General features: G+C 75.2%; 11 protein-coding genes and 1 riboswitch. Of the genes, 2 read left to right on the top strand and 9 right to left on the bottom strand.

The genetic code is table 11. From position 1 onward, the window contains the following. Positions 1-84 precede the first annotated feature (84 nt). The 7 genes from AB0H12_RS06295 to AB0H12_RS06265 form a co-directional block, all read right to left on the bottom strand. Positions 85-1,344, bottom strand: a complete 1,260-nt coding sequence (locus tag AB0H12_RS06295; protein ID WP_499621246.1) for a cobalamin biosynthesis protein — start codon at positions 1,342-1,344, stop codon at positions 85-87. After that, positions 1,341-2,183 (bottom strand): bifunctional cobalt-precorrin-7 (C(5))-methyltransferase/cobalt-precorrin-6B (C(15))-methyltransferase, encoded by an 843-nt coding sequence (locus tag AB0H12_RS06290; RefSeq protein ID WP_499621245.1) that lies wholly within the window; start codon positions 2,181-2,183, stop codon positions 1,341-1,343. The genes AB0H12_RS06295 and AB0H12_RS06290 overlap by 4 nt, the downstream gene beginning before the upstream one ends. A gap of 1 nt (position 2,184) precedes the next feature. Next, positions 2,185-3,300, bottom strand: coding sequence for a cobalt-precorrin-4/precorrin-4 C(11)-methyltransferase (locus AB0H12_RS06285; protein WP_499621244.1), 1,116 nt, complete (start codon positions 3,298-3,300; stop codon positions 2,185-2,187). Positions 3,301-3,365: 65 nt separating this feature from the next. Then, on the bottom strand, positions 3,366-4,739 hold the full coding sequence (locus tag AB0H12_RS06280; protein WP_499621243.1) for a cobyrinic acid a,c-diamide synthase CobB: 1,374 nt from the start codon (positions 4,737-4,739) through the stop codon (positions 3,366-3,368). Continuing rightward, positions 4,736-5,350 (bottom strand): cob(I)yrinic acid a,c-diamide adenosyltransferase, encoded by a 615-nt coding sequence (cobO, locus tag AB0H12_RS06275; protein WP_499621242.1) that lies wholly within the window; start codon positions 5,348-5,350, stop codon positions 4,736-4,738. Before cobO ends, AB0H12_RS06280 begins: the two co-directional genes overlap by 4 nt. An 11-nt stretch (positions 5,351-5,361) precedes the next feature. After that, complete coding sequence (locus AB0H12_RS06270) at positions 5,362-7,329, bottom strand: putative cobaltochelatase (RefSeq protein ID WP_499621241.1); 1,968 nt, start codon at positions 7,327-7,329, stop codon at positions 5,362-5,364. Between the two features lie 57 nt (positions 7,330-7,386). Next, a riboswitch (cobalamin riboswitch) is annotated at positions 7,387-7,458 on the bottom strand. A 244-nt stretch (positions 7,459-7,702) separates the two neighbouring features. Then, positions 7,703-8,287 (bottom strand): TetR/AcrR family transcriptional regulator, encoded by a 585-nt coding sequence (locus tag AB0H12_RS06265; RefSeq protein ID WP_499621239.1) that lies wholly within the window; start codon positions 8,285-8,287, stop codon positions 7,703-7,705. Between the two features lie 115 nt (positions 8,288-8,402). On the opposite strand from AB0H12_RS06265, the gene AB0H12_RS06260 reads away from it, so the two are divergent. Beyond that, entirely contained in the window at positions 8,403-9,302 is a 900-nt protein-coding gene (locus AB0H12_RS06260) for a quinone oxidoreductase family protein (RefSeq protein ID WP_499621237.1), read from the top strand. On the opposite strand, the gene AB0H12_RS06255 is transcribed toward AB0H12_RS06260, so the two are convergent. Continuing rightward, a complete protein-coding gene (locus tag AB0H12_RS06255; protein ID WP_499621236.1) occupies positions 9,222-10,463 on the bottom strand; it encodes a cytochrome P450 in 1,242 nt (413 codons plus the stop codon). The two genes, AB0H12_RS06260 and AB0H12_RS06255, sit on opposite strands and share 81 nt — an antisense overlap. A gap of 36 nt (positions 10,464-10,499) precedes the next feature. On the opposite strand from AB0H12_RS06255, the gene AB0H12_RS06250 reads away from it, so the two are divergent. Then, positions 10,500-11,678 carry an 8-amino-7-oxononanoate synthase gene (locus AB0H12_RS06250; protein WP_499621235.1) on the top strand — a complete coding sequence of 393 codons (1,179 nt, stop codon included), beginning with the start codon at positions 10,500-10,502 and terminating at the stop codon, positions 11,676-11,678. On the opposite strand, the gene AB0H12_RS06245 is transcribed toward AB0H12_RS06250, so the two are convergent. Beyond that, entirely contained in the window at positions 11,632-12,090 is a 459-nt protein-coding gene (locus tag AB0H12_RS06245; protein WP_498780643.1) for a GNAT family N-acetyltransferase, read from the bottom strand. The two genes, AB0H12_RS06250 and AB0H12_RS06245, sit on opposite strands and share 47 nt — an antisense overlap. Positions 12,091-12,130 lie beyond the last annotated feature (40 nt).

Raw genomic sequence — 12,130 nt, 5'->3', positions numbered from 1 at the left:
GCAGGGACGCCCTGTGCGGGCGCACCTCCAGCTAGGACCAAGACGACGGAGCCGACAACCGCCTTTAGACGGCTCGTCGGCACTTCACAGTTGACGAGTGACACCCGTCACGCGGACGACATCGGCGCGAACCGGCCCGGCAACATCCGGCCCGGCGCCCGCCTCGACGAACGCCACCGCCGCGCCGTCCTCGGCCAGCCGCACCGCGCCGTCCGACACCACCTTGGTGCCGGGCCGCAGCAGGTGCCGCACCTGCGCCACGCACTCGGCGCTGCCCACCACGACCGAGGCCCGCCGCAGCTCGGCCTCGGCGCGCGGCGTGCGCTCGTCCGCGTCACCCGGACCCAGCCCCACCAGCGCCAACCGGCCGCGTGGCCGCACCCGTGCGGCGGCGACCGTCACGCCGGCGCCCTTCACCTTCTCGGCCGCGATCTCCACCCGGCCGCCGGCGGACAGCTCCACCGCGCCGCGCAGCGCCGCCGCCTCGGCCACGCTCGGGATGCCGATGGCCAGCTCCGCCGGGTTCGGCACCGGGATCACCGCCAGCTCCTCGCCCGGGTAGGACAGCAGCGGCGCGGTGGTCGAGTCGTGCCAGAAGCCCCAGTCCTCCAACGCGTCCGCGATGCCCTGCTCGGCGACCTTGCGGTCCAGCGTGGCGAACGCCCGGACGGCGCGCAGGTCCAGCCCGCGCTCCTCCTCCAACGCCGCCAGCGCGGCCGACACCGCCGCCGCCGACACGCCCGTGCTCGACCCGACGCCCACGACGAGCGTGCGCGGCACCACCCGCACCACGCGGTCGTCGGCGGGGCCCTTGGGCACGCGGTCGTCCACCAGGACGCTCCACGCCGCCCCGTGGCCGTGGGAGACGACGTTGTCCGGCAGCGCGGGCAACGGGAAGCCGAGCGGGTTGGCCAGCAGCACGAGCTCGCCCGACCGGACCGCCTCGCCGCAGGCGGCCAGGTCGCCCTCCACGGTGGCGTCGAGCAGTTCGACCAGCTCGTCCAGCGGCGAACCCGCCGACGCCGCCGTGATCACGGCCTGCGCGCCGAGCACGTCGGCGACCCGTTCGGCCAGGGCGTCCGCGCCGCCGAGCAGCGACACGGCGAACCCGCCGTCCACGCACACCACGCCCGGGTCGGCCCGCTCGTCGCGCAGCAACGGCGCCACCAGCCGCACGGTCGCCTCCGTGCCGAGGAAGAACACCGCCGAGCCCAGCCGGGGCCACAACGCGCGCAACGCGGGCCCGATCGGACCGTCCGGCACCACCGCGTCGGGCCCGAGGAACCCGGCCAGCTCGACCGCGGCCCGCCGCCCCCGCTCGCCGGCGGCGAACACACCGATCACGCCTTCTTCACTCCCCACAGCACGGTCACCGGGTTGGTGGCCAGCAACGTGCCGCCGGTGAGCCGCGCGGCGGACACCTGGCTGCCCTCGACCTCGTACCCGGCCTCCAGCAGCGCGTCACGCGCGGGCAGCACGCGGTCCAGGTCCGGGGTCGCCACCACGACCCGCCGGGCGCCCGACCGCACGCACCGCCGCACCACGTCCGCGCCACCGCCGCCGACGAACACCGCGTCCGGCCGGGGCAGCTCACCCGCGTCGCCCAGCTCGGCCTCGACCACGCGCACGTCCACGCCGTGCGCGGAGGCGTTGGCGATGATCCGCACGCACTGCACGGGGTCGCGCTCGACCGCGACGACGGCCGCGCCGAGCCGGGCGCACTCGACGCCGATCGCGCCGGGGCCGGCGCCGACGTCCCACACCAGCACGCCGGGGCGCGGCGCGAGCCTGGCCAGCACCAGCGCCCGCACCTCGGCGACGGCGATCATGCCGTCGCGTTGCGCGAAGTCGCCGTCCGGCAGCGCCCAGCCCTCGCCGGCGGGCGCGAAGTTCTGCTCGGCCAGGCACAGGATCGCGCCGGGCTCGGACCACGGGCGCGCGACCGCGTCCGCGGGGTCCACAGTGGACAGACCGGCGGCCGACTCGACCACCAGCGCGCGCCGCCACCCGGCCAACCCGCGGGCCAGTTCCGCCGGGTCGGCGCCGGACACGACGACGGCGGGGTCGGCCCGGCACACGTTCAGCGCGTGCCGCAGGCCGACGGCGCCGGCGTCCACGACGGTCACGTCGTCCCACGTACGGCCGGCGGCCGTGACGAAGCGGTGCAGCGCGACGACGTCCATGTCAGTTCACGCGCTTGTTCTTCTTGGCCCGCGACCCGGACAGCTTGCGCGGCGTCGTGCTCGCCTGCACGGTGGTGGGCTTGCGCTTCGCGGCGGCGGCGACCACGGGCTTGGGCTTCGGCTTGGCGTCGTGCTCCACCGGCGCGTTCTCCGACGCGTTCTCCGACGCGTTCTCCGGCATGTTCTCCGGCGCGTCGACGACCAGCTCCAACAGCGGCTCGCCGACCGGCACGGGCTTCGGCTTCGCGGGCGCGGAACGCTTGGTGCGGGCGGTCTCCTGCCAGTCGTGCACCGCCGACCACGCCGCCGCCGACGGCGAGTCGCCGGCCGACTTCACCACCGGGCGGTTCGCGCGCGCGGCCCACTTCGACGCCCGCGGCCTGCGCACCGGCTCGTCGCCCTCGACCACCGGTGAACGGCGGCGCGACGAGGGCTGCGCGAGCACCTTGCCGACCAGGAACAGCGTGGTGCGGTAGAGCTTGTGCTCCTTGACGCACGCCTCCAGCTCGCCCACCGTCGTCTGCGCGACCGTTTCGTCGGGCAGGGAGACCTTGTACGCCACCACGACCGGCGTGTCATCGGCGCAACCGCCCGCGCGCAACCGCTCGACCAGCAGGCCGGCCCGGGAGCCGGACGCGGAGATCGCCATCGTGGTGCCGTGCGCGGCGAACTCCGCGACGTGCTCGGCGGTGTCGGGCCCGACCAGCAGCAACGACTGGGCGACGTCCGAAGTGGTCAGCTCGCGGCCGACGGCCGCCGCCGCGGCGGACACCTGGGACACGCCCGGCACGACGTCGGTCTCCAAGCCGAGCCGCCGGCACGCGTCCTGCTGGTCGCGCAAACCGCCCCACAGCGACGGGTCGCCCGCGTGCAGCCGCACCACCTTGAGCCTGCCCGCCGACGCGCGCCGGTACACCTCGACCACCTCGGCCTCGGTGACGCGGGAGAAGTCGACCAGCTCGGCGTCGGCGCGGGCGTGCTCGCGCACGCACTCCACCTCGATCACCCCGGGGGACCACAGCACGACGTCGGCCTCGGCTATCCGCTTCGCGCCGCGCACCGTGATGAGATCGGCGGCGCCAGGACCGGCGCCCACGAAGGAGACCCGACCAGTCATCACAACTGCTCCCCACGACGTGTTCGGCTTGGTGGGCAAGGACCGTACCGCGCGAGCGCGATCCACTAACGAGTGGCCTCGGAGCGCGCGGACTCGTTCGCGCAGGCCCGGACGAAGCGGGTCACGGCCTCCGGCGCGGACGCCGGGTGGGTGTGCAGGTACGACGCGTGCACCCGGCCGAGGACGAATCCCTCGGCCACCGGGCGCAGGTCGTGGCCGCGCCACTGCCAGGCGGGCTTCGCGCCGTGCGGGACGCTCAGCGCGGTGCGGTGGAACTCGTGCCCGGTGATCCGCGAGCCCGCGCGGGCCAGCACGGAGTCCTGCGGCGCGACGGCGTCGCGGTAGCCCAGGGTGAGCCGGGACGTCATCGAGCCGTCCGCGTCGATCACGCCGCACATCGGCGCGCCGTCCAACGAGTTCGCCAGGTACAGCAGGCCGCCGCACTCGGCGTGCACGGGCGCGCCGCCGCGGGCCAGGGCGGCGACGGCGGCGCGCAGCTTCTCGTTGGCCGACAGCTCGGCCGCGTGCTGCTCGGGGAACCCGCCGGGCAGCACGAGGCCGGACGTGCCCTCGGGCAGCGACTCGTCGCGCAGCGGGTCGACCACGACGACGTCCGCGCCGGCCGCGGTGAGCAGCTCGACCTGCTCGGCGTAGCCGAACGTGAACGCCGCGCCGCCCGCGACCGCGACCGTCGGCGTGCGGTCGACGTGCTCGACCTCCGCGTGCGGGTCCCACGTCGGCACGGCCATCGCGGGCACCTCGGCGGCGAGCCGGCGCACGGCGTCCAGGTCGACGTGCCGCGCGACGGCGGCGGCGATGGCGTCCACGGCGGCCGTGGCGGCCGGTCCGTGCTCGGCGGCCGTGACCAGGCCGAGGTGGCGTGACGGCAGCGCGAACTCGGGGTCGCGCGGCAGCACGCCGAGCACTTCCAGGCCGACCTCGGCGCACGCGCCGCGCAGCACGTGCTCGTGCCGGGCCGAGCCGACCTGGTTGAGCACCACGCCGCCGAGCCGCACGGTCGGGTCGTAGCCGCGGAAGCCGTGCAGCAGGGCGGCGAGGCTGCGGCTCTGACCCCGCGCGTCGACCACGAACAGCACCGGCGCGGACAGGAGCTTGGCGACGTGCGCGGTGGACCCGATGCCCTCGGTGTCCACCCGCCCGTCGAACAGGCCCATCACGCCCTCCACCACGGCCACGTCGCAGCCGCGCGCGCCGTGCGCGAACAGCGACGCCACCCGGTGCTCGCCGACCATGACGGGGTCGAGGTTGCGGCCCGGCCTGCCGGTGGCCACCGAGTGGTAGCCGGGGTCGATGTAGTCCGGGCCGACCTTGAACGGCGCGACCTTGTCGCCCGCGCGCCGCAGCGCCGCCATCAGGCCGGTGGCCACGGTGGTCTTGCCGCTGCCCGACGCGGGCGCGGCGACCACCAGCCGGTTCACCACTCGATCCCCTTCTGGCCCTTCTGGCCCGCGTCCATCGGGTGCTTGACCTTGGTCATCTCCACCACCAGGTCGGCGGCCTGGACCAGCTTGTCCGGCGCGTGCCGGCCGGTGATGACGACGTGCTGGTGGCCGGGCCGGTCGGCCAGGGTGTCGACCACCTCGTCCACGTCGATCCAGCCCCAGTGCATGGGGTAGGTGAACTCGTCCAGCACGTAGAGGCCGTGCTGCCCGGCGGCCAGCCGGCGGGCGATCTCCTGCCAGCCCTCGCGCGCGGCGGCGGCGTGGTCGTCCTCGGTGCCCTGCTTGCGGGTCCAGGACCAGCCCTCGCCCATCTTGTGCCACTCGACGGGGCCGCCCTCGCCGGTCTGCTCGTGCAGGCGGCCGAGCGCGCGGAACGCCGACTCCTCGCCGACCTTCCACTTCGCTGACTTCACGAACTGGAAGACGCCGATGGACCAGCCCTGGTTCCACCCGCGCAGCGCCAGTCCGAAGGCGGCGGTCGACTTGCCCTTCATCTCGCCGGTGTGCAGCACGACCAACGGCCGGTTGCGGCGCTGACGGGTGCTGAGGCCGTCGTCGGGGACGACGGACGGTTGTCCTTGAGGCACTTTCGACGCTCCTAAGCGGCTCGGGCGGCGCGGACGACGCCCGCCACCTGTTCTGCGGACAGTTCCTCCAAGCGCACGCACGCCGCTTCCAGCGCGCCCGCCAGCCGTGCCGCCAGGCCGAGCCTGACCGGGCCGTGCTCGCAGTCCACCACGACGGACGCCACCCGGTCGGCGGCCAGCAGGCCGGCCGCGCGCAGGGCGTCGCGCATCGGGTCGCCGCCCGTGCCGGTCGCCGTCGCGCGGCCGTCGGTGAGCAGCACGAGCAGCGGTCGGCGGCGGGGGTCGCGGACGCGTTCGGTGTCCAGCACGCGGCGGGCGCGCAGCAGGCCGTCGGCCAGCGGGGTCCGGCCGCCGGTGCGCAGGGCGCGCAGCCGGGCCGCCGCCGCGTCGACCGAGTTCGTCGGCGGCAGGGCGACCTGGGCCTCCCGGCCGCGGAACGTCACCACGCCGACCTTGTCCCGCCGCTGGTAGGCGTCGCGGAGCAGGGAGATCACCGCGCCGGTGACGGCCGACATCCGCTGCCGGGCCGCCATCGAGCCGGACGCGTCGACGACGAACAGCACGAGGTTGCCCTCCTTGCCCTCGCGCACGGAGAGCCGCAGGTCCGCGCCGCGCAGTTCCAGGCCGGGACCGCTGCGGCCCCGGGCGGCCTGGTGCGGCGCGGCGGCGCCGAGCGTGCCGACCAGGTGCAGGCCCGCGCCGTCCACTGTGGACGAGCGGACCACGCGGCCGGTGCGGGCACGGGCACGTGACCGCTTGCCCGGCGCGCCCTCGCCGACCCCCGGCACCTCCAACAGCCGGGCGCGGAACGCCGGGGCGGGGGCGTGCGACCGGTCGGCCGAACCGTTCCCCTTGCCCTTGCCCTCAGCGTCCGAAGTGGACTGCGGCGGCTCGCCGGGCAGCTCCGAGCCGCCACCGTCGTCGTCGGGGCCTCCGGGGTCGTCGTCCGGGCCGTCTTCGGGCTCTTGGGCGGCTTCCGCGCCCTGCTGGAGGGCGTCGTTGAGCTGCTCTTCCTCCAGCCCCGGCTCGTCGAACGGGTCCCGGCGCTTGCGGTGCGGCAACGCCAGCCGCACGGCCGCCTCCACGTCCTCCTCGGCCACCTCGTCGGCGCCCCTCCAGGCGGCGTGCGCGGTCGCGGTGCGGGCCACGACGAGGTCCGCGCGCATGCCGTCCACCTCGAACGCGGCGCAGATGCCGGAGATGCGGCGCAGTTCCGCGTCCGGCAGCACCACGTCCGCGAGCCGGTCGCGGGCGGCGACGATCCGCCGGGCCAGCTCCTGGTCGGCCTCGGCCCAGCGGGCGGCGAAGCCGTCGGGGTCGGCCTCGTACGCCAACCGCCGCCGCACGACCTCGGTCCGCGTCGGCACGTCCCGCGAGGCGCGGACCGCGACCGTGAGGCCGAAGCGGTCCAGCAGCTGCGGGCGCAGCTCGCCCTCCTCCGGGTTCATGGTGCCGACCAGGAGGAACGACGCGGCGTGCGACACGGACACGCCTTCGCGCTCGACGTGCGCGCGGCCCATGGCTGCGGCGTCGAGCAGCAGGTCGACGAGGTGGTCGTGCAGGAGGTTCACCTCGTCCACGTACAGCACGCCCCGGTGCGCGGCGGCCAGCAGACCGGGCTGGTAGGCGCGGACGCCCTCGGTCAACGCGCGTTCCAGGTCGAGCGAGCCGATCAGCCGGTCCTCGGTCGCGCCGACCGGCAGCTCGACCAGCCGTGCCGGCCGCCGCTCCGCGCCGTGGCCGTGCGGCCCGTCGGGGCAGTCGGTCGGTGTCGCCGGGTCGCAGCCGAACCGGCAGCCCGGCACCACGTCCAGCTCGGGGAGCAGTGCGGCGAGGGCGCGGACCACGGTCGACTTCGCGGTCCCCTTCTCGCCTCGGACGAGCACCCCGCCGATACCGGGGTGCACGGCGTTGAGCAGCAGAGCCGTGCGGAGGTCGTCGTGGCCGACGACAGCGGAAAAGGGGAAACGCGCGCCCATGCGGCGGTGTCCTTCCTCGGGTGTCCACGCCCGTGTCCGGTCGATGAGTCGGGGGTCGAGTTCCTGACTCCCGGGCTCCTCGGTCCGGTCACAGTGGCGGGACCGTGCCGGATTCACACCGGCTTCCTCGCGCACCCCCTCAAGCCTGGGCATCGTCGCACTTCCGCCGGCGGGCTCCAAGTCCCGGGCGGGCGAGGACGATCACACCGGGTCGCGTCGGACCGGGTCGGGGACCGGGCCGGAGGTCGGGGCGTGTCTTGGCGGACCTCGCGCCGAACGTCCCCACGGCGCTCATCGGGGGGTGTTCGGGGTGCCGATTCCCGACGGGAGCCAGACCGCCCGCGCGACCGCCGGAGCGGGGTGTTCCAGCTCGTCAGCCGACGGGGGACGCGGCCGGCGCCGGGCCGCCCGCCAGCACGCCGCGCGCGAGCGAGATCACACCGGCACGCACCCGCGCCACGTCCAGACCGCACTGGTCGACCATGTGGCGCAGCGTGTCGGCACGCACCTGCGCGATCAGGGCGTGTGCGAGGTACTCGGCGTCCGCACCGGGCTTGACCTGGGAGATCAACGCGACGAGTCGCTGGTGCGTGAGCTTGGCGTCCGCGTCGCACGCGATGCTGCGCGTGGTCACCCGCTCGAACGCGATCACCAGGGGCAGGGCGGCGATCACGTGGTCGAACAGGGTCGCCACGAACGTGATCACCCGCTCCTCCGGCGGGACGTCGCCCGCTTCCAGCAACGCCTCCGCCTCCGCACGCCACGACTCGGAGGCCTCGTCGACCACCGCCTGCACGAGGCCGTCGCGGTCGCCGAAGCGGCGGAACACGGTGCCCTTGCCCACGCCCGCGGCGGCGGCGACGTCGTCCATCGAGAACCCGTCCGGCCCGCGTTCGGCGATCAGGCGCGCGGCGGTGGCGAGGACCGCGGCGCGGTTGCGCTCGGCGTCCTTCCGCATCGTGGACCTCCTCGACCCGCGGCTCGATCGACTCGCTTGACAAAAGCGGACCAGCAGTCCGTATGGTAACGCACAGGAAGCGGACCGACGGTCCGCTTGAAGGTCGGGAGGCGTTGTGCGAGCAGTGCGGTTCCACGAGTTCGGTCCGGCGGACGTGCTCGGCGTGGCGGAGGTGCCCGATCCGGTCGCCGGGCCGGGCCAGGTCCTGGTTCGCGTCACGGCGATCGGCGTGAACTACGGCGAGACGATCATCCGGTCGGGCACGGGCGCGCGGGTGGTGCCCTGGTACGACCTCGCACCCGGCGCGCTCGGCGGCGAGGTGGTCGGGGTGGGCCCCGACGGCAGGCGGTTGATCGGCTTCGCGCTCGGCGAGGGCTACGCCGAACTGGCCCTGCTGCCCGAGGACGCGACCGAGGTGCCCGACGACGTGTCCGACCACGAGGCGCTGGCCCTGTACCTCCAGGGCGCGACGGCGGTGGCCGCCGCCGACGCGGTCCGGCTCGCCGCGGGCGAACGGGTGCTGGTCGAGGCGGCGGCGGGCGGTGTCGGCAGCCTGCTCGTGCAGGTCGCGGCACGGGCGGGCGCGACGGTCGTGGCCGCCGCGCGGGGCGGGCGGAAGCTGGCGCTGGCCCGTGAGCTGGGCGCGCACGAGGTCGTGGACTACGGCGAGCCGGACTGGCCGACCCGGGTCGAGCCGGTCGACGTGGTGTTCTCGTCGGTCGGCGGCGCGGTGGCGCGGCAGTCGTTCGAGCTGTTGCGCGACCGGGTCGGCCGGCTGGCCGTCTTCGGCTTCGCGAGCGGCGAGCCGCTGGACGTGACCGCGTCCGACGTGTTCCGCAAGGGCGTCGCGGTGCTCGGGTTCGGCAACCCCGTCACCCCCGACACGGTGCGGCGGGCGTTCACCTCGGGGCTGCGCCCGGTGCTGGGCGAAGCGCTACCGCTGGCCGACGCCGCCCGCGCCCACGAACTGCTGGAGACCCGGGCCTCGACCGGCAAGGTCGTGCTGGTCCCCTAGCTCGACCTCCACGCTCAACGGCGCGCGGAACGACAGCAGGCCCAGCATCGGCGGCGGCCCGGTCGAGGCGAGGCGCAGGTCCGGGAACCGCCGCGCGGTCTCCCGCAGCACCACCTCCGCCTCCAGCCTCGCCAGGCCGGCGCCGAGGCAGAAGTGCCTGCCGAAGCCGAACGCCAGGTGCTTGCGGGCGTTCGGCCTGGCCGGGCAGAAGCGCTCGGGCTCGTCGAAGACGTCGGGGTCCGAGCCGCTGCCCGCGAGCATGAGCAGCAGCGGCTCGCCCACCGGGATCGCGACCCCGGAGAGGGCGACCGGCTCGGCCGTGATCCGCCGCCACGTGCTCACCGGCGGGTCACGGCGCAGCACCTCTTCCACGCACGCGCCGGCCACGCCGGGCTCGTCCAGCCGCGACCACAGGTCGTCCTGCCGCAGGACCGCGTGGAACGCCGCGCACAGCAGCTGGGTCGTGGTCTCCTGGCCCGCGATCAGCAGGAAGTAGCAGAGCCCGGCCGCGTCGCGGATCGGCACGCCCTGCGCCCGCAGCGCGCCGAACAGGTCGTCGCCCTCCGGGTCGGCGGCCTTGATCCGCGCCGTCAGCCACTGGTGGAACGCGGCGGCGGGACGGGCCAGCTCGTGCTGCCGCTCGGGCGTGACGTCACCCCAGAACAGCTCCAACGACGCCGTGCTCCAGGCCTTGAGCGCCTCGACGTCGACGTCCCGGATGCCCATGACCTCCAGCAGCACGATCGCGGGCAGGTCGCGGGCCAGCGCCGGGTGCAGGTCGGCACGTCCGTCCCGGTGGGTGAGCCGGCTCAGGCGCTCCGCGGTCAGCTCCGCGATCCGCGGCCCCATCGCCGCGACGCGGGCCGGGGCGAGGAACCGGGACACCAGTCGGCGCAGGTCGGCGTGCGTCTCGGTGCCGTTGTTGGCCAACGTCGGCGGCAGCGAGAACCCGGCCCGGGCCAGCACCCGCAGCACCGGCCCCGGGATCGGGGTCACCGCGGTCAACGCGTTGTCCGGGTGGAAGCGACGCGGGTCGGCCAGCACGGCGCGCACGTCGTCGTAGCGGCTGACCAGCCACATCCCGGTGCGCTCGTCGCGGTGGACCGGCGCGTTCTCCCGCAACGAGCGCAGGTCGGCAGGCTCCGGCTGGAAGAGGTCCACGCCGGCACCGTAGCCGTCGGATGCGACACTGCCGGCGTGAGTGTGCGCACAGGTGACTCGGTGTTCGACTGGATCGACACGCGTGCCGAGGCGCGCGCGAAAGCCGGTCTCGCCCGCCGGGTCCGGCCACGACCGGCGGACTCGACGAACCTCGACCTCGCCTCGAACGACTACCTCGGCCTGGCCCGCGACAAGCGGGTCACGGGCGCCGCCGCGGCGGCCTCGTTGCGCTGGGGCGCGGGCTCGACCGGGTCGCGGCTGGTCACCGGCTCGATCGAGCTGCACACCGAGCTGGAGTACGAGCTCGCGAACTTCTGCGGCGCGCAGTCCGCGCTGGTGTTCTCCTCGGGCTACGCGGCGAACCTGGGCGCGCTGACCGCGTTGTCCGGTCCCGGCACCGCGATCGTCGCCGACCAGCACATCCACGCCTCCCTGATCGACGGCACCCGACTGTCCAAAGCGGACGTCGTGGTCGCCGGGCACTGCGACGTCGAGCAGGTCGCGCACGCCCTCGCCACGCGCGGCAAGCGGCGGGCGCTGGTGGTGACGGACTCGGTGTTCTCCGTCGACGGCGACCTCGCGCCGCTGGCCCAACTGGCCGCCGCCTGCCGCGAGCACGACGCGGCGCTGGTCGTGGACGACGCGCACGGCCTCGGCGTCGTCGGCGACGGCGGGCGTGGCGCGGTGCACGCGGCGGGTCTGGCCAAGGCCCCCGACGTGGTCACCACGGTGACGCTGTCCAAGTCGCTCGGCGCGCAGGGCGGCGCGGTGCTCGGCCCGAGCCGGGTGATCAAGCACCTCGTCGACACCGCGCGCACGTTCATCTTCGACACCGGGCTCGCACCGGCCAGCGCGGCGGCGTCGTTGGCCGCGTTGAAGGTGTTGCGGGACGAGCCGGAGCGGCCCGCGCGTGCCCTGGAAGTGGCTCAGGACCTGGCGTTCCGGCTCAAGGAGGCGGGGTTGCGGGTCAGCACGCCGACCGCGGCGGTCGTGTCCGTGCAGGCGCCGTCGCCGGAGGCGGCGTTCGACTGGGCCGAGGCGTGCCGCGCGCAGGGCGTGGTCGTCGGCTGCTTCCGGCCGCCGTCGGTGCCCGACCGGATCTCCCGGCTCCGCCTCACCGCCCGCGCCGACCTGTCCGAGGGCGAGATCGAGCGCGCCGTGCGGGTGATCACGGAGACCGGCGCATCCGCAGGTGCGGTATCCCGTCCTCGATGAACTCCGCGCCCTGCGGCTCGAAGCCGAACGACGCGTAGAAGTCGGCCACGTAGGTCTGCGCGTCCAGCACGCACTCCACCTGGCCGATCTCGGCCAGCACCGCCTCCATCAGCCGACGGCTGTAGCCGCGACCGCGGGCGGCGCGGGCCGTGCAGACCCGGCCGACGCGGAAGGTGCCGCCGGGCTCCTCCAGCAGTCGCAGGTAGGCCTGCGGGCCGGGCAGGTCGTCGGCTTCCAGCCAGAAGTGCCGGGTGCCCGGTTCGAGGTCACGCCCGTCCAGTTCGGGGTAGACGCAGTTCTGCTCCACGACGAAGACGTCGGAGCGCAGCTTGAGCACGGCGTAGAGCTGGTCGGGGGTCAGGTCGGCCGACCACTGCCGTCGCAGCGTCGCCGGGTACGGGTGTGAACGCACCCCACCGTGGTACCACACGGTCCCGGGTCGGTCCCGGGGG

It is taken from the genome of Actinosynnema sp. NPDC023794 (assembly GCF_040639675.1).
Lineage (GTDB): Bacteria > Actinomycetota > Actinomycetes > Mycobacteriales > Pseudonocardiaceae > Actinosynnema > Actinosynnema luteola.
Note: the sequence above shows the minus strand (reverse complement) of the source record. Positions and strands in the feature narration are given on the sequence as shown.